At 72.2% G+C, this 22,489-nt stretch carries 21 protein-coding genes; 7 read left to right on the plus strand and 14 right to left on the minus strand.

Annotated features, from left to right (window positions below):
- The first annotated feature begins 15 nt into the window (after positions 1–15).
- Together ABZS42_RS19065 and ABZS42_RS19070 are read left to right on the plus strand one after the other, a co-directional pair.
- On the plus strand, positions 16–234 hold the full coding sequence (locus ABZS42_RS19065) for a LuxR C-terminal-related transcriptional regulator (RefSeq protein ID WP_076469524.1): 219 nt from the start codon (positions 16–18) through the stop codon (positions 232–234).
- Positions 231–1,658, plus strand: a complete 1,428-nt coding sequence (locus tag ABZS42_RS19070; protein ID WP_355146972.1) for a rhamnulokinase family protein — start codon at positions 231–233, stop codon at positions 1,656–1,658. The genes ABZS42_RS19065 and ABZS42_RS19070 overlap by 4 nt, the downstream gene beginning before the upstream one ends.
- A gap of 25 nt (positions 1,659–1,683) precedes the next feature.
- Here the strand turns inward: ABZS42_RS19070 and ABZS42_RS19075 are convergent, their stop codons facing one another.
- The 10 genes from ABZS42_RS19075 to ABZS42_RS19120 form a co-directional block, all read right to left on the minus strand.
- A complete protein-coding gene (locus tag ABZS42_RS19075) occupies positions 1,684–2,379 on the minus strand; it encodes a FadR/GntR family transcriptional regulator (RefSeq protein WP_355146974.1) in 696 nt (231 codons plus the stop codon).
- A gap of 18 nt (positions 2,380–2,397) precedes the next feature.
- The gene (locus tag ABZS42_RS19080) at positions 2,398–3,249 is read right to left on the minus strand and encodes an amidohydrolase family protein (RefSeq protein ID WP_355146976.1); all 852 of its coding nucleotides are present in this window, start codon (positions 3,247–3,249) and stop codon (positions 2,398–2,400) included.
- Positions 3,246–4,256, minus strand: a complete 1,011-nt coding sequence (locus ABZS42_RS19085) for an aldo/keto reductase (protein ID WP_355146978.1) — start codon at positions 4,254–4,256, stop codon at positions 3,246–3,248. The genes ABZS42_RS19080 and ABZS42_RS19085 overlap by 4 nt, the downstream gene beginning before the upstream one ends.
- Complete coding sequence (locus ABZS42_RS19090; RefSeq protein ID WP_355146980.1) at positions 4,253–4,588, minus strand: L-rhamnose mutarotase; 336 nt, start codon at positions 4,586–4,588, stop codon at positions 4,253–4,255. The genes ABZS42_RS19085 and ABZS42_RS19090 overlap by 4 nt, the downstream gene beginning before the upstream one ends.
- 58 nt (positions 4,589–4,646) lie before the next feature.
- Complete coding sequence (locus ABZS42_RS19095) at positions 4,647–5,672, minus strand: ABC transporter permease (RefSeq protein ID WP_355146982.1); 1,026 nt, start codon at positions 5,670–5,672, stop codon at positions 4,647–4,649.
- Positions 5,669–7,198, minus strand: coding sequence for a sugar ABC transporter ATP-binding protein (locus ABZS42_RS19100; RefSeq protein ID WP_355146984.1), 1,530 nt, complete (start codon positions 7,196–7,198; stop codon positions 5,669–5,671). The genes ABZS42_RS19095 and ABZS42_RS19100 overlap by 4 nt, the downstream gene beginning before the upstream one ends.
- Positions 7,198–8,247, minus strand: coding sequence for a sugar ABC transporter substrate-binding protein (locus tag ABZS42_RS19105; RefSeq protein ID WP_355146986.1), 1,050 nt, complete (start codon positions 8,245–8,247; stop codon positions 7,198–7,200). Before ABZS42_RS19105 ends, ABZS42_RS19100 begins: the two co-directional genes overlap by 1 nt.
- Positions 8,248–8,440: 193 nt before the next feature.
- A complete protein-coding gene (locus ABZS42_RS19110; protein ID WP_355146988.1) occupies positions 8,441–9,214 on the minus strand; it encodes an SDR family oxidoreductase in 774 nt (257 codons plus the stop codon).
- Positions 9,211–10,575, minus strand: coding sequence for an L-fuconate dehydratase (locus ABZS42_RS19115; protein WP_355146990.1), 1,365 nt, complete (start codon positions 10,573–10,575; stop codon positions 9,211–9,213). The genes ABZS42_RS19110 and ABZS42_RS19115 overlap by 4 nt, the downstream gene beginning before the upstream one ends.
- Positions 10,572–11,420, minus strand: a complete 849-nt coding sequence (locus ABZS42_RS19120; protein WP_355146992.1) for a fumarylacetoacetate hydrolase family protein — start codon at positions 11,418–11,420, stop codon at positions 10,572–10,574. Before ABZS42_RS19120 ends, ABZS42_RS19115 begins: the two co-directional genes overlap by 4 nt.
- 308 nt (positions 11,421–11,728) lie before the next feature.
- On the opposite strand from ABZS42_RS19120, the gene ABZS42_RS19125 reads away from it, so the two are divergent.
- From ABZS42_RS19125 to ABZS42_RS19145, 5 genes are all read left to right on the plus strand, one after another.
- Positions 11,729–15,115: a glycoside hydrolase N-terminal domain-containing protein gene (locus tag ABZS42_RS19125; RefSeq protein WP_355146994.1), complete on the plus strand. Its 3,387-nt coding sequence runs from the start codon at positions 11,729–11,731 to the stop codon at positions 15,113–15,115.
- A 135-nt stretch (positions 15,116–15,250) separates the two neighbouring features.
- On the plus strand, positions 15,251–16,024 hold the full coding sequence (locus ABZS42_RS19130; RefSeq protein WP_355147090.1) for a (Fe-S)-binding protein: 774 nt from the start codon (positions 15,251–15,253) through the stop codon (positions 16,022–16,024).
- On the plus strand, positions 16,021–17,451 hold the full coding sequence (locus tag ABZS42_RS19135) for a lactate utilization protein B (protein WP_355146996.1): 1,431 nt from the start codon (positions 16,021–16,023) through the stop codon (positions 17,449–17,451). The genes ABZS42_RS19130 and ABZS42_RS19135 overlap by 4 nt, the downstream gene beginning before the upstream one ends.
- On the plus strand, positions 17,448–18,050 hold the full coding sequence (locus ABZS42_RS19140; protein WP_355146998.1) for an LUD domain-containing protein: 603 nt from the start codon (positions 17,448–17,450) through the stop codon (positions 18,048–18,050). Before ABZS42_RS19135 ends, ABZS42_RS19140 begins: the two co-directional genes overlap by 4 nt.
- Before the next feature lie 135 nt (positions 18,051–18,185).
- The gene (locus ABZS42_RS19145; protein WP_355147000.1) at positions 18,186–19,778 is read left to right on the plus strand and encodes a glycosyltransferase 87 family protein; all 1,593 of its coding nucleotides are present in this window, start codon (positions 18,186–18,188) and stop codon (positions 19,776–19,778) included.
- A gap of 15 nt (positions 19,779–19,793) precedes the next feature.
- Here ABZS42_RS19145 and ABZS42_RS19150 read toward each other — a convergent pair whose 3' ends face one another.
- From ABZS42_RS19150 to ABZS42_RS19165, 4 genes are read right to left on the minus strand one after another with little or no spacing between them, the layout of a single operon-like run.
- Positions 19,794–20,348, minus strand: coding sequence for a hypothetical protein (locus ABZS42_RS19150; RefSeq protein WP_355147002.1), 555 nt, complete (start codon positions 20,346–20,348; stop codon positions 19,794–19,796).
- Positions 20,345–21,787, minus strand: a complete 1,443-nt coding sequence (locus ABZS42_RS19155) for a hypothetical protein (protein WP_355147004.1) — start codon at positions 21,785–21,787, stop codon at positions 20,345–20,347. Before ABZS42_RS19155 ends, ABZS42_RS19150 begins: the two co-directional genes overlap by 4 nt.
- Positions 21,788–21,796: 9 nt before the next feature.
- Complete coding sequence (locus ABZS42_RS19160) at positions 21,797–22,090, minus strand: WXG100 family type VII secretion target (RefSeq protein WP_355147006.1); 294 nt, start codon at positions 22,088–22,090, stop codon at positions 21,797–21,799.
- The gene (locus ABZS42_RS19165; RefSeq protein WP_355147007.1) at positions 22,087–22,395 is read right to left on the minus strand and encodes a hypothetical protein; all 309 of its coding nucleotides are present in this window, start codon (positions 22,393–22,395) and stop codon (positions 22,087–22,089) included. The genes ABZS42_RS19160 and ABZS42_RS19165 overlap by 4 nt, the downstream gene beginning before the upstream one ends.
- Positions 22,396–22,489 lie beyond the last annotated feature (94 nt).

A 22,489-nucleotide genomic window follows, 5' to 3' on the forward strand; every position in this document is an offset into this window, starting at 1 on the left:
CCGGGCCGGTGCGGGATGACGACGACGGCGCGGGTGGTGGAGCCGGTGCTCGACGAAGGGGACCTGCGACTGCTGCGGCTGCTGGCGACCGGCCTGCCACTGGAGACGGTGGCCCGGCGGACGGGACTCTCCGAGCGGACCGTACGCCGACGGGTACGGGCGGTCTGCGACCGGCTCGACGTGGCCGCGCCGATCCAGGCGGTGGTGTGGGCGGTCCGGCGGGGGCTGCTGTGAGCACCCGTTTCGCCGCCGTGGACCTGGGCGCCTCCAGCGGCCGGGTGATGGTCGGGCGCGTCGGTTCGGGCGTCCTCGACCTGACCGAGGTGCACCGGTTCGCCAACGAGCCGGTGCGGGTCGCCGGCACCCTGCACTGGGACATCCTCGCCCTCGCGCGGGGTGTCCTCGACGGTCTGCGGGCCGCCGGCCCGGTGACCAGCGTCGGTGTCGACTCCTGGGCCGTCGACTACGGGCTCCTCGACGCGTCCGGCGCGCTGCTCGGCAACCCCGTGCACTACCGCGACGCGCGTACCGACGGGGTGGCCGAGCGGTTGGCGACGCGGCTGGGGCCGGAACGGCTGTACGCGACGACCGGGTTGCAGCAGCTTCCGTTCAACACCCTCTACCAGCTCGCCGCCGCGAGGGGCACACCGCAGCTCGACGTCGCGCGCTGGCTGCTGCTGATCCCGGACCTCGTCGTCTACTGGCTCACCGGCGAGGTCGGTGCGGAGGTCACCAACGCCTCCACCACCCAGCTCTACGACGTGCGTCGTCGGGCGTGGGCCACCGACCTGATGGCCGACGCCGGCATCCGGCCGCGGCTGTTCCCGCCGCTGCGGGAGGCGGGCATCCGTATCGCGCCGGTTCTGCCCGCGCTCGGGCTGCCGGGTGCGCCCGACGTCGTGGCCGTCGGCTCGCACGACACCGCGTCGGCGGTGGTGGGCGTACCGGCGTCGGGGCGGAACTTCGCCTACATCTCCTGCGGCACCTGGTCGCTGGTGGGGGTCGAGCTCGACGCTCCGGTGCTCACCGAGGCGAGCCGGCGGGCGAACTTCACCAATGAGTCCGGAGTCGACGGCAGCATCCGCTATCTGCGCAACGTCATGGGTCTGTGGCTGCTCCAGGAGTCCGTGCGGGCCTGGGGCGGAGCCGACCTGCCGGACCTGCTGCGCCGCGCCGCCGCCGAACCCGCGTTCCGGTCGGTGGTGGATCCCGACGACCCCGCGTTCCTGCCGCCGGGCGACATGCTGGCACGCGTCGCGCGGGCCTGCCGCCGCGCCGGCGAACCCGTGCCCACCACGCCGGCCGCCACCGTCCGGTGCATCCTCGACAGCCTGGCGCTGGCGCACCGTCGTGCGGTACGTCAGGCGCAGCAGCTCTCCGGCCGGCACGTGGACACCGTGCACGTCGTCGGCGGCGGCGCCCGCAACTCGTTGCTCTGCCAGCTGACGGCTGACGCGTGCGGGTTGCCGGTGCTCGCCGGTCCGGTGGAGGCCACCGCGTTGGGCAACGTGCTGGTGCAGGCGCGGACCGCCGGCGCCGTCGGTGGCGACCTGCCGGCACTGCGGGCCCTGCTGCGCGAGACCCAGCAGGTCGTGCGGTACGAGCCGCGCGGAACGGAGGCGACGTGGCGCGCCGCCGAGGAGCGGATGGCCGGTTGACGGTGAGGCGCACCGGAGAGGCCGGTCAGAGGACCCGGCGCAGCCACTCCTCCACGCCGGCGACGTGCACGGTGGCCCAGGACCGGGCCAGGTCGGCCTGCCCGGAGGCCACCGCGTCCAGGATGGCGGCGTGCTGCTCGCGGGTCTTGGCGACGGCGCCCTCCTGGGTGAGGCCCCGCCACACCCGGGCCCGGGTGGTCGGGCCGGAGAGGCTGTCCAGCAGCGAGGTGAGCACGTTGTTGCCCGCGCACACCGCGATCAGCCGGTGGAACTCCAGGTCGTTGGCGACGAGCTCGTCGATGCCCGGATCGTCGCCGAGCCCGTCGAGGACACCGCGCAGCACCGAGATGTCCTCTTCGGTCGCTCGCTGCGCGGCCAGCGCGGTCGCGCCCGGCTCGAGGATCCGCCGGACCTCGAGGAACTCCAGCACGGTGTCGTCCCGGTGGAAGTCGACGACGAAACTCAGCGCGTCGAGCAGCAGGGCCGGGTCCAGGCTCGTCACGTACGTCCCGTCGCCCTGCCGTACGTCGAGCACCCGGATGAGCGAGAGCGCCTTGACGGCCTCGCGCAGGGAGTTGCGGGACAGGCCGAGGCGTTCGGCCAGGTCCGGTTCGCGTGGTAGCCGGTCGCCGGGGCGCAACTCGCCGGCGAGGATCATCTGTTTGATCTTGTCGATCGCCTCGTCCGTGACCGCCACGTTCGCCTCCGCCCTCTTCCGCACCGCAGCGTAGGGGACCGCTCAGGGCCGGAGCCGGTAGGTCCGTACGGCGGTTCCGCCGAACACCGCCGACCGCTCCCGCGCGGTCAGTGGTGGCAGCGCCTCGACCAGCGCGGACAGCACGCTCCGGTAGTCGGCGGCGAGCCGGCACACCGGCCAGTCCGAACCGAACATCAGCCGGCCCGGGCCGAACCGGCCGACCGCCTCGGTCACGAACGGCCGCAGGTCGGCCACCCGCCACCGGTGCCGATCCGCCTCGGTCACCAGCCCGGAGAGCTTCGCCGTCACGTTCGGTCGGGCGGCGAGCGTGCCGATCGGACCCGACCAGGCGGCCAGCCCGTCGGCGCCGTCGTGGATCTGTGGCTTGCCCAGGTGGTCTAGGACGAACCGCAGCTCGGGCACGTCCCGGGCGGCCCGGGTCACGGCGGGCAGCTGATCGACTCGGCACACCACGTCGAAGGCCAGCCCCGCGTCGGCGATGGTGCGCAGACCGCGCCGGACCGGTGGCCGGTCCAGGTACGCCGGATCCGTCTCGGCCTGGAGCTGGGGACGTACGCCGACGAGCAGGTCGCCGCCGGGCAGCCCCCGGTAGCCGGCGATCACGTCGGCGAGCGCGGGGTCGGCGGGGTCCGCCCAGGCCACCACCCCGGCTATCACGGTCGAACGGTGCGCGTACCCGAGCAGGAGGGCCGCCTCGTCGGCGTCGCAGCGGCCGCCCTCGACCAGGACGGTCCGGTCGACGCCGGCCGCCGCCAGCTCGGGTGCCAGGTCCTGCGGGCCGAACGAGCGCCGGATCGGGGCGAGTTCGGGTGCGTCCAGCCAGCGGTAGCCGTCCTCGATCCGCCACAGGTGGTGGTGCGCGTCGACGATCACGCGGCCACCACCGGTGCCGTGGGCAGGGCGGCGTCCGGGCGCAGCAACCCCTCCGCGACCAGCTCCGCCCAGAACTCGCCGGGTGGCGGCTGCGCGGCCGCCAGGGTGGCGTTGCGCCGGACCTGTGCCGGATCGTGTGCACCGACCACGACCGTGGCGACGGCCGGGTGCGCGGCGGCGAAGGCGAGCGCGGCGGCCGGCAGCGTCGTCCCGTGCCGGGCGCAGACCGCGGCGATCGCGCGGGCCCGGGCGAGCACCGCGGCCGGCGCGGTGGCGTACTCGTACGGGAGGCCGGGCTGCGGGTCCGCGACGGCGAGCAGGCCGCTGTTGAAGATTCCCGAGTTGAGCACCGAGACGCCCCGCCGCCGGCACTCCGGCAGCAGCGCGTCGAGCGCGGGTTGTTCCAGCACCGTGTACCGGCCGGCGACCATCACCGCGTCGACGTCGGTCTCGGTGACGAACCGGTGCAGCACCTGCGACTGCTTCGACCCGACACCGAGGGCGCCGATCACGCCCTGGGCGCGCAGCTCGTGCAGGGCCGGATACGCCTGCTCCAGCGCCGGTTCCTGGTGACCCTCCGGGTCGTGGATCAGCACGACGTCGATCCGGTCGAGGCCGAGCCGGGTCAGGCTCGCCTCCAGGGACCGGCACACCCCGTCCGGCGTGAAGTCCCACACCCGCCGCTGGTCGGCCGGCACGTGGAACCCTTCGGGGTCCTGCCGGCCGGCTCCGGACCGGTCCGGCACGAGCAGCCGACCCACTTTCGTGCTGACCGTGTACGCCTGCCGGGGAAGGGCGCGCAGCGCGTCGCCGAGCCGGCGTTCGGAGAGCCCGAGACCGTAGTGCGGTGCGGTGTCGAAGTAGCGGATGCCGCAGTCCCAGGCGGCCCGCACGGTGGCGGTCGCGTCCGCCGCGCCGATCGGCGTGTAGAGGTTGCCGAGCTGCCCGCAACCCAGACCGACCCGGCTCACGGTCACCTGGGACCGTCCCACCTGGACGCCGGTCACGACGTCGCCCGATCCGACGGGGGTGGTAGCTCCCAGACCAGGGGAAGTCCGGTGTCCGTGCCCGAGTAGTCGTCCGTGACGTCGAGCAGCGTCGCCATCCGGGCCTGCCAGGCGACGTTCGCCGGGTGCTCGCGCAACTCGTCCCGCATCCGCTGGTAGTCCTCGACCTCCACCACGTGGAACAGGTCGAGTCCGTCCCGCCAGATCCACCAGCCGTGTACGCCCGCCGCGCGGATCGCGGCCGCCAGCTCCGCGGGTATGGTCGCGTGGACGTCGTCGTACTCGCGTTCGCGGCCGGGCTTGAGCCGGGTGTGCAGGGCGATCCGCCGCATCGGCGCTCCTCTCCGCTGCCGTCGGGGGCCGCCGGCGGCGGCCGGGGGCGATGAGCTACTAGTCCTGTGCTTTGCCGGAGGTGAGCCGGGCCAGGATCAGCGCGACCAGGATGATGGCCCCGTAGATGGCCTGGATCCACTGGGCGGAGACCCCGGCGAGGGTCAGGATGTTGTTGATCAGGCCGAGGACGACGACGCCGCAGAGCGCGCCGAAGAGCGTTCCCTTGCCACCGTCGAGGCTGATCCCGCCGATGACCGCCGCCGCGAAGACGGTGAAGATCATGCCGTCGCCCTGCGCCGCCGCGACCGAACCCAGGCGACCGGTCATCAGCAGGCCGGCGAGCGCGGCCAGCAGGCCACCGACCATCAGGACCACCCAGACCACCCGGTCGGTACGGATACCGGCAGCCCGGGCCGCGTCGGTGTTCCCGCCGATCGCGTAGACCGACCGGCCGTGCCGGAAGTAGCCGAGCGCGACGATGCCCACCACGAAGAGGCTGCCGCTGATCCAGATGGAGGCCGGTACGCCGAGCCACACCGCGCTGCCCAGGTAAAGCACCGAGGGTGGGATGTCGAACAGGTTCTGCCCACCGGTGATGCCGATCTGCAGGCCACGCAGCACGATCAGCATGCCCAGCGTGACGATGAACGCGGAGAGTTTGAACCGCAGGATCAGCAGCCCGTTGAACGCCCCGATCGCCAGCCCGGTGAGCAGGCAGAGGACGATCGCCAGGCCGGCCGGAAGCTCGGTGCCGAGCCCGTTGCTGGCCGCCGGGATGACGAGCGCGACGGCCAGCGCCGGCGCCAGCCCGATCGTCGACTCCAGCGAGAGGTCGAACTTCCCGGCGATGAGGATGATCGCTTCGGCGAGCACCAGCAGTGCCAGCTCGGTCTGCTGTTGCAGCACGTTGGTGATGTTGGCGGTGCTGAGGAACACCGGGTCGATGAGCGCGCCCACCACGACCAGCAGGAGGATCGCGGGAACGAGCGCGAAGTCACGGAGCCGGGCCAGGGGTAACCGACCGCCACCCGGCCGGGTGCCGCCGGTCCGCGGAGGCTTGGCGATCGTCTCGGTGCCGGTCACGGCTGCTCCATTCCCTCCACTGCGGACACCAGGTCGGCGTCCGTCCAACCCCGGGGCAGGTCCCGGATCACCTGTCCGTGGAACATGACCAGCACCCGGTCGCACGAGCGCAGGTCGTCCAGTTCGTCGGAGACCACCAGCACGCCGGCGCCTCCGGCCGCGGCCTTGTCGACGGCCGTGAGCAGGGACGCCTTGGACCGGACGTCCACGCCGGCGGTGGGGCTCACCAGCACCAGCGCCTTCGGGTCGTTGGCGAGGGCGCGGGCCAGAACGACCTTTTGGGCGTTGCCGCCGGAGAGGTCACTGACCGGCTGGTGCGGCCCGTCGGTCTTGATGTCGTACGTCCGGATCATCCGCTCGGCGGCGGCCTGCTGCCGGGCGGGGGCGATGATCCCGGCGGGGCCGAGACGGCCGGCGATCGGCATCGTGGCGTTCTCGGCCACCGACAGCAACGGCACCAGGCCCTCCCGGTGCCGGTCCTGCGGCAGGTAGCCGAGCCCGGCGGCGAGTGCGGCGGGCACCTGGCCCGGCTTCGGGGTTTTGCCGGCGATGGTCACCGTTCCGGCGTCGGCCCGGCGCAGCCCGGCGATCGTCTCGGCGAGGGCCACCTTGCCGCTGCTGCCCGAACCGATGAGCCCGACCAGTTCGCCGGCGCGCACCGTGAGGTGGACGCCGTCGTAGTGGCCGGCGAGCCGCAGACCGCGTACGTCGAGCACGACGGGTGCCGTGGCCGGTACCGGTGGCCGCGTGGCGCCCGCCACCAGCGCCCGGCCGGTCTCGCCGGTCATCGCCGCGACCAGTTCGTCGCGGGAGAGCGCCCCGACGGGCTCGGTGAGGATGTGCCGCGCGTCGCGCAGCACGGTGACCCGCTGGCAGACCTCGTACACCTCCTGTAGGTGGTGCGAGATGAACAGGAAGGTCACCCCGGTCGACTGGAGTTCGCGCATCCGGTCGAAGAGCCGGTCGATGGCGGCGGCGTCGAGTTGGGCGGTCGGCTCGTCGAGGATGATGAACCGGGCGCCGAACGAGAGCGCCCGGGCGATCTCGACGAGTTGCCGTTGCTCGACGGTGAGCGCCCCGGCGAGCGCGGCCGGATCGACGTCGACCGCGTACCCGGCCAGCAGGTCCGCGGCGCGGCGTCGCAGCCCGCGCCAGTCGATGACCCCATGGCCGGCCTGCCGGTTGAGGAAGAGGTTCTCCGAGACGGTCAGCGTGGGGATGATCGTGGACTTCTGGTACACGCAGGCGACCCGCTGCCGCCACGCGTCCCGGTCGGCGAGCGGCGGCGCCGGAACGCCGTCGAACCGGATCTCGCCGCTGTCCGGCCGCTGGAGCCCGGTCAGGATCGACACCAGCGTCGACTTCCCGGCGCCGTTGCGGCCCACCAGCGCGTGCGTCTCACCCGCCTGGACGGCGATGCCGGCGCAGTGCAGCGCGACGGTCGCCCCGTACCGTTTCGACACGTCGCGGGCCTGCGCGGCCGGGGGGCCGGCCGCGGCGCGCGCGGTTTGTTCGTGACTGGTCATCACTTGCCGATCTGGTTTCCCCAGAGCGCCGGGTCGTCGACGTTCTCCTTGGTGACCAGCGGCGCGGCGAGCTGGTCCTCCAGACCGTTGCCGATGTCGATGACGGTGCTGTCGTGGTCGGTCGGACCGGCCTGGAAGGTCTTACCCTCGGCCGCCGCCTTGGCGTAGTAGAGCGCCCACTTGGCGTAGAGGTCGGCGGGCTGGGAGACGGTTGCGTCGATCTCGCCCTTGCGGATCGCCTCGAACTCCTGGGGGATCCCGTCGTTGGAGACGATGAAGATGTGCTTCGGGTCGGTTGGCGGGACCAGCAGGTTCTTCGACCGGAGCACCTGCAGTGTCGGGGCCAGGAACACTCCGCCCGCCTGCATGTAGACGCCGTTGATGTCGGGGTGCTGGGCGAGGCGGGTCTGGAGCGCGGCCGCGGCCTTGGCCCCCTCCCACTCGGTCGGCTCCTCGAAGATCGTTATTCCGGGGAACTTTGTCTTCATGCACTCCGCGAACGCCTCCGAGCGGTCCCGCCCGTTGATCGAGGAGAGTGAGCCCTGGAACTCGATCACCTTTCCCTTGCCGCCGAGCTTCTCGCCGAGGAACTCGCAGGCCTTCTGCCCGTACGCGCGGTTGTCGGCGCGCACCACCATGAAGACCTTGCCCTTGTCGGGGCGGGTGTCGACCGAGACCACCGGGATCTTGCGGGACTCCAGGTTGCCCAGGGTGGAGGCGATCGCGCCGGTGTCCTGCGGGGCCATCACGATCGCCTTCGCGCCCTGGCTGACCAACGCCTGCACGTTCGCGACGAGCTTCGACACGTCGTTCTGCGAGTTGGTCGGGGACATCAGGTTGACGTCGTACTCGTCGGCGAACTTCGGGACGTACTTGGTGTAGGAGTTCCAGAAGTCGGAGTCGGCGCGGGGCAGGTCGATGCCGATCTGCGGGCCGGAGCCGCTCTGGCCACCCGCGCCGCCCGACGACGAGTCGGCACAGGCGACGGTGCCGAGGGCGAGGACCGCGGCCAGCGCGATTCCGGCCGGGGCCTTGGCGGTATCTCTCACGGTGGTCCTCCAGCGGTGTGGATGCGGTGGGCGTTCTCGATGGCGGCCGGACGCACGCGGTGCATACATCCGATGCCTATCAATGAATGTCCATGCCCGGCAAGGGGCGATCGCGGACGCTCGCGGAGCAGGTCCGGCACTGCTCGCACGAGGTACATCGGATGTTCCGGGAGCATGGCGACCGCCCCCGTCGTCAGCGGGACGGCGGATCGGGACGGAGCCGCAGCCCGTGCATCCCGCCGTCCACGGCGAGCACACTGCCGGTGGTCGCCGCGGCGAGCGGACCCGCCAGGTAGGCGATCGCGGCGGCCACCTCCTGCGCGCGGACGAGGCGGCCCGTGGGCTGGCGGGCCCGTAGCGCGGCGAGTTCCGCCGGTGGATCCGCGGCGGCGTCGAGCAGCCGGCGCACCCAGGCGGTGTCGACCGTCCCGGGGCTCACACAGTTCACCCGGATGCCCTCCCGGACGTGGTCGGCCGCCATCGCCAGCGTGAGCGCCTGCACGGCCCCCTTGCTGGCGCTGTAGAGCGCCCGCTGAGGCAGGCCGGCCGAGGCGGCGATGGAGCAGGTGTTGACGATCGCCGCGTGTGCCGAGGCACGCAGGTGGGGCAGCGCGGCCCGGGTCACCCGCGCGATCCCGACCACGTTGACGTCGAGCACCCGGTGCCACTCCTCGTCGGAGTTGTCCTCGACGCCGCCGCGCGCGCCGATCCCGGCGTTGTTGACCAGCACGTCGATGCCACCCAGCGCGTCCGCGGCGGCGGCGACCGCGGCCCGTACGCTCCCGTCGTCGGTCACGTCGGCGGCGAGTCCGAGCAGCGGCTCGGGCACGCCCTCCGGGTTCAGGTCGAGGCACGCCACCCGGGCGCCACGCTCGGCGAGCAGGGTCGCGGTCGCCAGGCCGATGCCCGACGCCCCGCCCGTCACCAGCGCCGCCAGACCGGCGAACTCGCCCCGGACGCCGCTCACGAGGCCATCTCCGATCCGGGTCGTACCGGCTCCGGGGGCTCTCCGACCGTCTCCTCGGCCGCGGCGGCCTCCGACCAGACGAGGCCGTCCGGGTACGCGTACTCGGTCAGCGACCGGGGCCGGATCGTGGCGCTGAAACCGGGCGCGACGGGCGCCGCGTACCGGCCGTCGCGGATCACCACCGGGTCGACGAAGTGCTCGTGCAGGTGGTCGACGTACTCGATGACCCGGTCGGTCATCTCGCCGGACACCGCCACGTAGTCGAACATCGCCAGGTGCTGCACCAGCTCGCAGAGACCCACCCCGCCGGCGTGCGGGCAGACCGGTACGCCGAACTTCGCCGCCAGCAGCAGGATCGCGACGTTCTCGTTGACACCGGCGACGCGGGTCGCGTCGATCTGCAGATACGAGATCGCGTCGAGCTGGAGCAGTTGCTTGAAGACCACCCGGTTGGCGACGTGCTCGCCGGTGGCGATCCGCATCGGCGCCAGCTCCCGGGCGATCGTGGCGTGCCCGAGCAGGTCGTCGGGGCTCGTCGGTTCCTCGATCCAGTGCGGATCGAAGCGCGCCAGCTCGCGCATCCACCGGATCGCCGTCGGCACGTCCCACCGCTGGTTGGCGTCGACCGCGATCGGGAAGTCCGGGCCGCAGGCCTGCCGGGCGATGGTCATCCGCCGGATGTCGTCGGCCAGGTCCGCGCCGACCTTCAGCTTGATCTGGCCGAAGCCGTCGGCGACCGCCTCCTTGCAGAGCCGGCGCAGCTTCTCGTCGTCGTAGCCGAGCCAGCCGGGTGAGGTGGTGTAGGCGGGGAAGCCCGCTCGCAACAGGTGTTCCTCGCGCTCGGCCCGGTCGGGCTGCGCCGCCCGCAGGAGCTGTAGCGCCTCCTGGCGGGTCAGCGCGTCGTCGAGGTAGCGGAAGTCGACGAGGTCGACGAGTTCCTCCGGGCTCAGCCGGCTCAGCAGGCGCCACAGTGGCAGGCCCTCCCGCTTGGCCCGCAGGTCCCAGAGCGCGTTGACGACCGCCGCGATCGCCATGTGCATGACGCCCTTCTCCGGGCCCAGCCACCGCAGCTGCGAGTCGTGCACGAGTTCCCGCCAGAGGCCACCCAGGTCGGCGAGCACCGCGGCCACCGACCGGCCCACCACGTACGGGCGCAGCGACGCGATGGCCGCCGCCTGGACGTCGTTACCGCGTCCGATGGTGAAGGCGAAGCCGTGCCCCTCGTAGCCGTCCCCGACGTCGGTGCGCAGCACCACGTACGCGGCGGAGTAGTCCGGATCGGGGTTCATGGCGTCGGAGCCGTCCAGCGACCGCGAGGTCGGGAAGCGGACGTCGGAGATCTCCAGCTCGGTGAAGATCATGCCTGCGCCACCACCTGACGCTGCCGGCCCAGGCCGTCGATCTCGACCTCGATCACGTCGCCCGCCGTCAGGTACGGCTTGGGGTCCGGCCGGCCGAGAGCGACCCCGGCGGGTGTGCCGGTGTTGATGACGTCGCCCGGGTGCAGCACCATGAACCAGCTCAGGTACCGCACGATCTCCGCCACCGGGAAGACCATCTCCTTCGTGGTGCCGTCCTGCCGTGCCACGCCGTTGACCCAGAGCCGTAGCCGGAGGTCCTGCGGGTCCGGGATCTCGTCGGCGGTCACCAGCCAGGGGCCGAACGGATTGAAGGTCTCGCAGGACTTGCCCTTGTCCCACTGGCCGCCGCGTTCGTGCTGGAACTCCCGCTCGGACACGTCGTTGGCCACGGCGTACCCGGCCACACAGGTCAGCGCCTCCTCGGTGCTGGCCAGGTAGCGCGCCGGACGGCCGATGACCACCGCGAGCTCGACCTCCCAGTCCGTCTTCGTGCTGCCCCTGGGGATCAGGACTGGATCGTCGGGGCCGACGACGGTGTCCGGCGCCTTCAGGAAGACCACCGGTTCGGCGGGCAGTGGGTCACCCGTCTCGGCGGCGTGGTCCCGGTAGTTCAGGCCGATACAGACGATCTTTCCGGGACGTAGCGGCGGGCCGACACGCAGGCCGGCGCCGTCCAGCACCGGCAGCTCGTCCACGGCGACCGCGGCGAGCCGGGAGAGCCCGCCGGCCGCCAGGAACTCGGCGTCGAGGTCGTCAATCACCCCGCGGAGGTCGCGTAACCGTCCGGTCTCGTCCAGCAGCGCCGGGCTTTCCCGGCCCGGCGCACCCACCCGCAACAATCTCACGCGTCGCTCCCCAGAACCATGTCGCAGCCGTCGGCAATACATCCGATGTCTATCAGTGCCCCACGATGCTTCACAAGACCAAGCGATAGACGAAAGTCGCATCGATACGGTCAGCAGCAGCGTCCGGACCCCGGTGGCAGCCGGGGACATGTGGCGCGCCCGGCAGGAGATCGATGAAGGTGAGTTCTTGTTGTGGCGCGTCATCCTTTGTAGCCTCGACCTGAAACATCCGAGGTGCCGCCCTGGTCGGCCCTCGCAGCGCAGACCCGCCAAGTCCATCCCGGCCCTCGGACGATCCGGAGACACCAATGGACGACCTCTCCCGGTGGCGAAACCCGCTCCGCTCGGCAACGATCCTGCTGGTGGCCGTGCTGGTCGCGGCGCTTCCCGTCTGGTCCGCACCGCCTCCGGCCGTGGCCACGGGTGCCACCACCGCGAACGCCACCGCCGACCCGCTCACCCTCTGGTACGACGAGCCGGCCGCCGACTGGGAGACCCAGGCGCTGCCGATCGGCAACGGTGCGCTCGGCGGCATGATCTTCGGCCGGGTGGCGACCGAGACCGTGCAGTTCAACGAGAAGACGCTGTGGACCGGCGGGCCGGGCTCGGCCGCCGGCTACAACTTCGGCAACTGGACCTCCCCGCGTCCCGGAGCGATCGAGGAGGTGCAGCGTCTGATCGATGAACGCGGCCGGTTGACCCCGGAGGAGGTGGCGAGCCGGCTCGGCCAACCCAAGAGCGGATTCGGCTCGTACAACACGTTCGGGGAGCTGTCGTTGCGGCTGTCCGAGGATCCCGGCGCGGTCCAGGAGTACCGTCGCGAGCTCGACATCGGCCGTGCCGTGGCGAAGGTGTCCTACCTCGACGACGGAGTGCGTTACACCCGGGAGTACTTCGCCAGCCACCCGGACCGGGTGCTGGTGGTGCGGATCAGCGCCGACCAGCCGGGCCGGGTCGCCTTCACCGCCGCCGTCACGGCGCCCGGCAACCGGTCGAAGACGGTCACCGCGAACGACGGGCGGATCACCTTCGCCGGGGTGCTCACCGACAACAGGCTCCGGTACGAGTCCCAGATCCAGGTGAACGCCGACGGCGGGACGGTCGCCTCCGGCGCCGACGGCACCGTCACCGTGCGGGAGGCCGACTCGGCCACCGTGATCCTGGCCGCCGGTACCGACTACGCGCCCCGCTACCCGAGCTACCGGGGCGCCGACCCCCACGCGGTGGTCACCGCCACCACGGACGCGGCGGCAAGCCGGACGTACGCCGATCTGCTCGCCGCGCACACCGCCGACCATCGTGCCCTGTTCGACCGGGTCCGGCTGGACATCGGCCAGGCGATGCCGGACGTGCCGACCGACGAGCTGCTGCGCGCCTACACCGGCGGCGACACCCCGGCCGACCGGGCGTTGGAGGCGCTCTTCTTCCAGTACGGCCGTTACCTGCTGATCGCGTCGTCCCGGGCCGGCTCGCTGCCGGCGAACCTCCAGGGTGTCTGGAACAACTCCACCAACCCGCCCTGGGACGCCGACTACCACGTCAACATCAACCTGCAGATGAACTACTGGCCGGCCGAGCTCACCAACCTCTCGGAGACCACCGCGCCGCTGTTCGACTACGTCGACTCGATGGTGCCGCCGGGCCAGGTGACCGCCCGGGAGATCTACGGCAACCGTGGCTGGGTGGTGAACAACGAGACCAACGTCTACGGGTTCACCGGGCTGCACAACTGGGCCTCCTCGTTCTGGTTCCCGGAGGCCGGGGCGTGGCTCGCCCAGCACTACTGGCAGCACTACCAGTTCACCCGGGACAAGCGGTTCCTGTCCGACCGCGCGTACCCGGTGATGAGACAGCTGGCGCAGTTCTGGCTCGACGAACTGGTCGTCGACCCGCGCGACGGCAAGCTCGTCGTCTCACCGAGCTACTCACCGGAGCAGGGCGACTTCACCGCGGGCGCCTCGATGTCGCAGCAGATCGTCTGGGACCTGTTCACCAACACCGTGGAGGCCGCCGGGATCGTCGGCGGCGACAACGCGTTCCGCAAGGAGCTGCGATCCGCGCTGGCCGACCTCGACCCGGGCATCCGGGTCGGCTCGTGGGGGCAGTTGCAGGAGTGGAAGGAGGACCTGGACGACCCCGACAACGAGCACCGGCACGTGTCGCACCTGTTCGCCCTGCACCCCGGCGCCCAGATCTCGGCGCTGGACGATCCGGAGCTGGCCGACGCGGCCCGGGTCTCGCTCGTCGCGCGCGGCGACGGCGGCACCGGCTGGAGCAAGGCGTGGAAGATCAATTTCTGGGCCCGGCTGCTCGACGGCGACCACGCGCACAAGATGCTCACCGAACAGCTACGGCAGAGCACCCTCGCCAACCTCTGGGACACCCACCCCCCGTTCCAGATCGACGGCAACTTCGGTGCCACCTCCGGCGTCGCGGAGATGCTGCTGCAGAGCCAGAGCGGCGACGTCCACGTCCTCCCGGCGCTGCCGAGCGCCTGGCCGGACGGCTCGGTACGCGGACTGCGCGCCCGCGGCGACCTCACCGTCGACACGACGTGGTCGGCCGGTGCCGCGACCGAGGTCGCCGTGACCGCCGGCCGGACCGGTGAGGTGCGGCTGCGCAGTCCGCTCTTCACCGGCCCGTTCCGGCTGGTGGACGCCACGACCGGCAAGCGGGTCGACGCGGACACCCGGGGCGAGCGGCTGACGTTCCCGGCGAAGGCCGGACACCGCTACGTCGCCACCGCCGGAGTCCGCTTCACCATCGACGCCCCGGCGGCGCTCGAGGCCGACCAGCCGGGGACGGTCTCGGTGACGGTCGACGCCACGCAGAACCTGCCGCCGTCCTGGCTGACGCTGGCCCTGCCGACCGGATGGAACGCCCGTCCCGCCCGGTTCGAGGTGCCGCGCCTGCGCTCCGGCGACTCCCAGGTCTACCGGTTCACCGTCACACCGACCCGGGACGCCGCACCGGGCAGGAACCGGATCGAGGCGCGGTTGGTCGACGACGAATGGCGGGCGTCCGGTTGGACGGCCATCGCACTGCCCGTACCGCCGCCGTGCGCCCGGCCTGACCCGGGTCGGCCGCTCGTCGCCTGGGACCCCACCAGCGGCGACACCATCGCCGATCGGTCGGCCAACGGACGCACGGCCACGGTGCAGACCGGCGCGGCGTACGTCGCCGACGGCCCGACCGGCACGGCGCTGGCCCTGGACGGTGCCCGCTACCTGCGGACCGCCCCCACCACGCTGGGTTTCCTGGAGACGGCCACCTTCGCCGCGGAGGTCAAGGTGACCACGAGTGGCAGCTACCGGCGGCTGTTCGACTTCCAGCCCAGCGGCGATCCGGGCACCGACGGCGTGCTGATCGACCTCACCCCCGGCAACCAGGTGCGGTTCATCGGCTCCGGCACCGGCGTCACCACCAACGCCACCGTGCCCCTCGGTCGGTACGTCGACCTGGTGATCACGATGGACGACGCCGGTGCCGTCACCGTCTACCTCGACGGGCAACCGGCCGGCACGGCCAAGGTTCCGGACGGCGGCATCGTCGGCTGCGCTACTCGGGAGCTGCGGTTCGCCGCCGATCAGGGCGGCGGGCAGCGGCTCACCGGCGAGGTGGACCGGATGGCCATCCTGCCCGAGGCGCTCCCGGCAGATGCGGTCACCACCTGGCAGAGCCGTGCCTTCGGTTGACTCCGCCACCCGCCGGGACGCGAGCCGTCGTCCCGGCGGGCGGCCGGCCCGACCGTTGCGTGAAGGTGGCCGAGCTGATCGAATAGCCGCGGCCGGTGCGCGCCGGCCCGGCCAGTACCCGAGAGGCGGGTGACGATGCGGATCGCGCTCTTCGTGACGTGCCTGGCGGACACGCTCTTCCCGGCCGCGGCCGAGGCGACCGTGCGGCTGCTGGAACGGCTCGGCCACCAGGTGGTCTTCCCGCCCGAGCAGACGTGCTGCGGGCAGATGCACGTCAACACCGGCTACTCGGCGCAGGCCCTGCCGCTGGTACGCCGGCACGTGCGCACCTTCGAGTCGTACGACGTGGTGGTCGCCCCGTCCGGTTCGTGTGTCGGCTCGGTACGGCACCAGCACGCCACGGTCGCCCGCCGGGCCGGTGACGAGCGGCTGGCCGAGCGCGCCGAGGCGGTGGCGGGACACACCTACGAGCTGTCGGAGTTCCTCGTGGACGTGCTCGGGGTGACCGATGTGGGCGCCTACTACCCGCACCGGGTGACGTACCATCCGACGTGCCACTCGCTGCGGATGCTGCGCGTGGGGGACCGGCCGCTGCGGCTGCTGCGGGAGGTGCGTGGCCTCGACCTCGTCGAGCTGCCGCAGGCCGAGCAGTGCTGCGGCTTCGGCGGCACCTTCGCCGTGAAGAACGCCGACACCTCCACCGCGATGCTCGCGGACAAGCTGCGCCACGTCCTGTCCACCGGCGCCGACGTCTGCACGGCCGGTGACGCCTCCTGCCTCATGCACATCGGCGGCGGGCTGTCCCGGCTGCGCACCGGCGTACGCACGGTGCATCTGGCGGAGATCCTCGCCGCGACCGAGCGTGACGGCACCACCGGCCGGACCGCCCGTACGGCGGCGCGGGCATGAGCCGTACCTTCCTCGGCATGCCGGCCACCGCGCCCCGCGGAGTCGGTCACCTGCGCGGCGAGGAGCCCTTCCCGGCCGCCGCCCGGCGTGGCCTCGCCGACCCGCAGCTGCGTCGCAACCTGGGGCACGCCACCACCACCATCCGCGCGAAGTCCGGCGCGGTCATCGGTGAGCTGCCGGACTGGCAGGCGCTGCGCGCGGCCGGCTCGGCGATCAAGGCGGACGTGCTGGCCCGCCTGCCGGAGCTGCTCGAACAGCTCGAGGCGGCGGTCACCACGGCCGGCGGCACCGTGCACTGGGCGGCCGACGCGGTGGAGGCGAACCGGATAGTCACCGAGCTGGTCGCCGCTACCGGCAGCGACCGGGTCATCAAGGTCAAGTCGATGGCGACCCAGGAGATCGGCCTCAACGAGGCGCTCGAGGCGGCCGGCATCGCGCCGGTGGAGACCGACCTCGCCGAGCTGATCGTGCAACTCGGCGAGGACCGGCCGAGCCACATCCTGGTCCCGGCGATCCACCGGAACCGGGCCGAGATCCGTGAGATCTTCCTGCGCGCCATGCCGGGCGTCGACCCGTCGCTCAGCGACGACCCGCCCGCGCTCGCCGCCGCCGCGCGCCGTTTCCTGCGCGAGACGTTCCTGGCCACGCGGGTCGCCGTCTCCGGGGTCAACTTCGCCGTGGCCGAGACCGGCACCCTCGCCGTCGTCGAGTCCGAGGGCAACGGGCGGATGTGCCTCACCCTGCCCGAGACGCTGATCACCGTTATGGGCGTCGAGAAGGTCGTGCCGAAGTGGCGGGACCTGGAGGTCTTCCTGCAACTGCTGCCCCGCGCGTCCACGGGGGAGCGGATGAACCCCTACACGTCGATGTGGACCGGCGTGACGCCCGGTGACGGCCCGCAGGCGTTCCACCTGGTCCTGCTCGACAACGGGCGCAGCGCCGTGCTGGCCGACGAGGTGGGCCGGCAGGCGTTGCACTGCATCCGCTGCTCCGCCTGCCTCAACGTCTGCCCGGTCTACGAACGGGCCGGCGGGCACGCGTACGGGTCGGTCTATCCGGGTCCGATCGGTGCCGTGCTGTCGCCGCAGCTCACCGGAGTGGAGGACAACGCCTCCCTGCCGTACGCCTCGACGCTCTGCGGCGCCTGCTACGACGCCTGCCCCGTGAAGATCAACATTCCGGAGCTGCTGGTGCACCTGCGTGACCAGGCGCCCCACCCGAGGGCCGAGGCCGCGGCGATGGCCGCCGCCGCGTACGTCATGGATCGGCCGGCGCTCTACGCGGCGGCGCAGCGGGCGGCCCGGCTCAGCCGTCTCGCCGGCCGCCGTGGCCGCGGGCTGCCCCCACCGCTGTCCGGCTGGACGATCGGCCGTGACCTGCCGCAGCCGCCACCGCGGACGTTCCGCGAATGGTGGGCGCAGCGGTGAGCGGCCGGGAGGAGGTCCTCGCCCGGCTGCGGGCCGCCCGGGGCGCCCAGCCGCCCGGACCGGCCGAGGTGCCGCGCGACTACCGGCCGGCCGGAGCCGCCGTCGATCTCGACCTGCTGGTGGAGCGGCTCACCGACTACCGGGCCACCGTGCACCGGTGCGCCGAGCCGGAGGTGCCGAGGGTCGTCGACACCGTCCTCGGCGGCCGGCGGATCGTGGTCCCGCCGGCGCTGCCCCGGCGGTGGCTGCCCCCCTCGGTCACCGCGGTGACCGACGACGACCTCACCACCGCACAGATCGCCGCCACCGACGGGGTGGTCACCGCAGCGGCCGTGGCCGTCGCCGAGACCGGCACGATCGTCCTGGACGGCGCTCCCGACCAGGGCCGGCGGGTCATCACGCTCCTGCCCGACGTACACCTCTGCGTGCTGCGTGCCGAGCAGGTGGTCGCGGGAGTGCCGGACGCCGTGGCCCGGCTCGACCCGCGGCGCCCGTTGACCTGGATCAGCGGTCCCTCCGCCACCAGCGACATCGAACTCAACCGGGTCGAGGGAGTGCACGGCCCGCGGAACCTGCACGTCGTCCTCCTGGCCCCCTGACGCGGACCGCGCCGGTGCCCGGCGCGGCGTCCACGTACGCCGGGACCGCGGCCTGCGCGCGGCCGTTGAAGAAGGCGGCGACGGCGGCTGCGCCCGGGGCCGTACGTCACGGCACGGAACCGTATGCTGGCAGCCGTGCGGGATCGACGAGTGACACTGCTGTGGTCGGCGTTCGCCGCCGTCGCGCTGGTCTCCGCCGCGCTCGTCCTGCGGCGCGAGGATCGACTCTCCGATCTGCACATCTACTACGGGGCGCTGCTCGACCTGCGCGCCGGGCGCCCGCTGTACGGGTACGTCGCGGAGAACGGCGGCCCCTTCACCTATCCGCCGTTCGCGGCCCTGGTGCTCTGGCCGATCACGCTCGTGCCCGAGGCGGTGGTGCAGGCCGGGTGGCTGCTGGCGACCTGCGCGGCAGTCGTCGCCGTCGCGGTGCCCGTGGGCAGGGTGTTGGCGCGCGGGCGGTCGCGGCGGCACGTGGCGGTGGCCGTCGTGGCGCTCGCGCTGATGCTCTCCGCGCCGGTGCAGAGCAACCTGCGGTTCGGGCAGGTCAGCATCTTCGTCGTGCTGCTGGCGCTGCTCGACGGCATGGAGGTCGTTCCACCGCGCCTGCGGGGAGTGCTCGTCGGGGTGGCGTCGGCGATCAAGCTCACCCCGCTGCTGTTCGTGGTCTACTACCTGGCCACCGGGCGCTACCGAGACGCGGCCCGCGCGGCGGCCACGTTCCTGGCCTGCGCCGGGCTCGCGGCCGCCGTCCTGCCGCGGGAGAGCTGGACCTACTGGGCCGGAACGGTGCTGGAGACCAGCCGGATCGGCAACCTCGCCTCACTGGGCAACCAGTCGCTGCACGGGATGCTGCTGCGGCTCGGGGTCGACCCGGGGTCCCTGCCGCTGGTCTGGGCCGGTCTGGTGGCTGTCGTCTGCGCGGTGGCGCTGCTGCGCGCCCGCCAACTCTCGGCGCAGGGGTGGCCGGGGCACGCCGCGGTGCTCGTCGGCTGCGCCACCGTGGCCGCGTCACCGGTGTCCTGGACGCATCACCAGGTCTGGCCGGTGCTGGCCGCGATGCTGCTGATCGGGACCACGGGAGTGGCCCGCCGGGTGGCCGGCGTCGCGCTGCTGACCACGATGGTGGTGTCGCTGGGCGCTGCGCTGAGCGCCGTCTCGATGCGGCCCGGGGTGCAGTTCCTGTTCGAGAACGCCCGCGCGCTCGGCGTCGTGGCGCTCTGCCTCACCGGTTTCGGAGGGGTGGCGGTCGTCGCGGTCCGGACGAGACGCTCGCGGAGCACCGGCCGGGCCTGGCTGCGTACCGGGGTCGCGGCCGCGACGGCCGTGGCGTTCTTCGCCGTGCAGCCGCTGCCGGCGGGCGCGGACCCGACCTTCAAGGCGTACGCGCTCGACGACGTGGCGAACCCGCGCTACTTCTTCGTCTGCCGAAGCGCCGTCGAATGCACGTCCTACGACAGGGGCGGTCCGGTCACCTTCGGCACCCGGACCGAGAAGACGAAGGTGCGGGTGAACGGGGTGGTTTCGGCGGAGGTGGCGCGACTGGAGTACCACTCGGCCCCGGGCGGCGCACCGCGCGTCATTCCGTTGCTGTCGCCCTACCCGGGGCCTCGGGTGTTCTCGTTCCGGTCCGCGACCATGGTGCACGGCCGTCTGGTCGCCTATGACGCGGGCGGCCACCCGATCGCCACCTTCGACGACGAACTCGCCGCCGCGTTCGGCCGGTAGCCGGGACGGCGGCGATCACTCCGGGAAGTCGTCGTACCTCCAGTCCCAGCTGATACGCCCTCCGTTGGGCAGCAGGCGAGCGAGTGGCGCCGCGGCCGGGGAGAGTTCCGCCGGCTGTGCCAGCGCGGGCGACAGGTACAGCAACGCGTGCCACCTGTCTTGAAGTCCGGCGGCGTCGCCCTCGGCGACCAGCGAGTCGAAGTCGCGGACGTCGGAGAGAACGTCGTCGGAGATGGTTCCGAGAGCTACCGCGACGGCGGGGTCGAGTTCGAGGCAGGCCCGCGCGAAGAGCCGGCAGAAGTCGCGCCAGCGCTCGGACCCGGCGGCGACATGCTCACGGAAATCGCGGGCGAAGTAGCTTATGACCAGGGTCTTTCCGGCCGGACCGTTGATCAGCTGTGCCCGACAGTCGAGCCCCGCCCACTCGCAGTTCAACATCGACGAGTGCTCGTCGAAGATGAGCCCCTCCGAACGAAGGTCGATACGACTCGACAGGCCCCGCAGCCATTGCTCGTCGTCGTCCGCACCCGGGGTGAGGAAGAACGCGGTGGCGTCGCGCCACTCGGTCATCGGTCGCCTCCCTCGATCCATGGCCCGAGCACCGTCGGCCGGTGTCCGCCCGGGCCGACCCGACTCTGCAACTCCTCCGCCGCCTCAGTGGTTGTTCCGTTGCGGGGATAGAGGATGATGCGTGGATTGTCGAAGACCGGCCACCTGGGGTCCGGGTTCTCGGCCGCGCGCATCTGCCCCCGTAGCTGCTCCCAGTGCTTCTCCACGTCGTTCAGTTGGATCAGCGGCTCTCGCTTGGCGTCGATCCACTCGAATCGTCCGTCGCGGAAACCGACGATGTCGATCTCGCGCCTGGTCTCCCCGTTGCCCTTGACGTAGATCGACACCGCCCGGACGTCCGGGTGCGCGAGCGCCACGTCCACCTCCCACTCCATGGTCAGTACGCGCCCGCCCCGCTTCTCGTCGTACCTGCTGCCGTCCCGAGCCATCTGGTCCAGGTCCCGGCGCAGTTCCCGGAAGTCCTTCTTCAGCCCGTCGATGTCGGCGTTCGGGAACCGCCGCTCGAGTTCGTCGATCTTCCGGCCGACGGTGTCCGCATTCCTGAGCCAGACGTCGACGTTGTCGCGTCGCTCCCCGGTCGGCGCCGCCCTGTCCTTGAAGCTCGTGGCGAGTTGGAGAGTGCGTTCCCGGAGCCGACCGGCCGCGTGCATCTTCTCCAGGCGCTTCGCCGCGCCCTCGGCGCCGATCCACTCGACCACCGTGTCGAAGGCGGCCAGCGCTTCCCGATCGCCGCGCAGCGCGCCGCGTAGCCGATCGAGCACCTGCTGGCTCGGGCCGCTCGCGCCGGGCGGTTGACCGGCGGAACCCACCGAGCTGCCGAGGGGCCGAGGGGCCGCGGCGAGAACCGCCCGGGCGCACCGGTTCGCGGCGTCCCGGTGGCGGTACTCGATCTGCGCCGCCGTGTGGCGGGCCATCTTCCGCTCGAACTCACACATGCCCGCGCTGCGACCGAGTCCCAGGAGGTATTGCCGTAACGGCTCCTGAAGAGCCTGACACTGCCGGAAGGCAACGGCCTCGTCGAGGCCCCGCCAGACCTGGCCGCCGACGCCCGCAGGCACCGGCGCATGCTGTGCATAGGCCCGCAGCAGGCTCACATACTGTTCGTGGGCCTGAATCCCGCGCTGGAGGGCGGCCCGGGACGCGATCCGGAGCTGATCCAGCTCCTGGGCGTAGACGAGCAGAGCCGTCGCGCAGGCGCCGTACGCGGCACCCAACAAGGCGGCCTCTTTCGGCAACGGATCGAGCCGCCCGTCGAGCAGCTCCGCGTAGTCGCCCCAGAGCCGCAGCCGCGCCCGGTCGGCTATCACCCCGCGGAGCCGGTCACCCCGTCGGCGGGCCAGTTCGGCCTGCTGCCGCAGCCGCTCCGCGAGCGCCCGGACCTGTTCGGGTGACCCGGGTGCCGGGTCGCTGGTCCGATCCAGGACCGACCAGTTCTCCATCCGGCGGGGTCAGCCGAGCCCGCCGGCGAGTCGGTTGTCCAGGTCCTGGTACTCCCGAACCACGTCGTTGAGGAACGTCGACATGCCCTCGAGGCCGTCGATCATGTTTTGCGCACCCGTCGACCACTGCTGGTACGAGTCCTGGAACCGGCCTGAGGCGAGCTGGGTCCGGAACTCGCTGCCGACCAACTGGTCGATCATCGACTTGAGGGCATGGAGGCGCTGAGTCATCTCGGTCTGCCCGGACCGCAACTGCGACGCCGCTCGCTGCAGGCCGTCGTAGCCGACGTTCACATCCGTCACTTCTCACTCCTCGTCCTGATCGAATCCCGAGACAGGTGCCGGGTCAGCATCTTGTCGATCGAGTGCTGCCCGGCGGCGACGTCCTTGAGCCACCGGGCGAGCAGCTCCAGCGAGTCGTCGAACTCCTGGTGCGATCGCGCCGTGGCTTCTCCGAATCGGCGCACCGCCTCCTCCACGGCGGAGGAACCGGCGATGCCGGCGGCATCGGGGCGTAGCGCCGACCCTGTCGTCTCGGATCTGAGGCTGGTCAGTTCCTGGGACAGCCGCCGGACTCCCTCGGGGTCGAGGCTGAAACGGTCCGCCATGGTTCGCCACCTCCCCGGCCGTCGCGAGCGCGGCAGCCCGGGCGATCCGTCGCCGAATCGGGGACCGTGCAACCGGTCGTGTCCCGGTACTGTC

This window comes from Micromonospora sp. NPDC005367 (assembly GCF_040606825.1).
In the GTDB taxonomy this organism is placed as follows: Bacteria; Actinomycetota; Actinomycetes; order Mycobacteriales; family Micromonosporaceae; genus Micromonospora.

Excerpts from the sequence above, each read along its gene's own strand:
- ABZS42_RS19065 (WP_076469524.1), top strand. The coding sequence starts at position 16 with ATGACGACGACGGCGCGGGTGGTGGAGCCGGTGCTCGACGAAGGGGAC.
- ABZS42_RS19115 (WP_355146990.1), bottom strand. The coding sequence starts at position 10,575 with ATGATCTTCACCGAGCTGGAGATCTCCGACGTCCGCTTCCCGACCTCG.
- ABZS42_RS19100 (WP_355146984.1), bottom strand. The coding sequence starts at position 7,198 with ATGACCAGTCACGAACAAACCGCGCGCGCCGCGGCCGGCCCCCCGGCC.
- ABZS42_RS19090 (WP_355146980.1), bottom strand. The coding sequence starts at position 4,588 with ATGCGGCGGATCGCCCTGCACACCCGGCTCAAGCCCGGCCGCGAACGC.
- ABZS42_RS19135 (WP_355146996.1), top strand. The coding sequence starts at position 16,021 with ATGAGCCGTACCTTCCTCGGCATGCCGGCCACCGCGCCCCGCGGAGTC.
- ABZS42_RS19155 (WP_355147004.1), bottom strand. The coding sequence starts at position 21,787 with ATGGAGAACTGGTCGGTCCTGGATCGGACCAGCGACCCGGCACCCGGG.
- ABZS42_RS19125 (WP_355146994.1), top strand. The coding sequence starts at position 11,729 with ATGGACGACCTCTCCCGGTGGCGAAACCCGCTCCGCTCGGCAACGATC.
- ABZS42_RS19165 (WP_355147007.1), bottom strand. The coding sequence starts at position 22,395 with ATGGCGGACCGTTTCAGCCTCGACCCCGAGGGAGTCCGGCGGCTGTCC.
- ABZS42_RS19150 (WP_355147002.1), bottom strand. The coding sequence starts at position 20,348 with ATGACCGAGTGGCGCGACGCCACCGCGTTCTTCCTCACCCCGGGTGCG.
- ABZS42_RS19130 (WP_355147090.1), top strand. The coding sequence starts at position 15,251 with ATGCGGATCGCGCTCTTCGTGACGTGCCTGGCGGACACGCTCTTCCCG.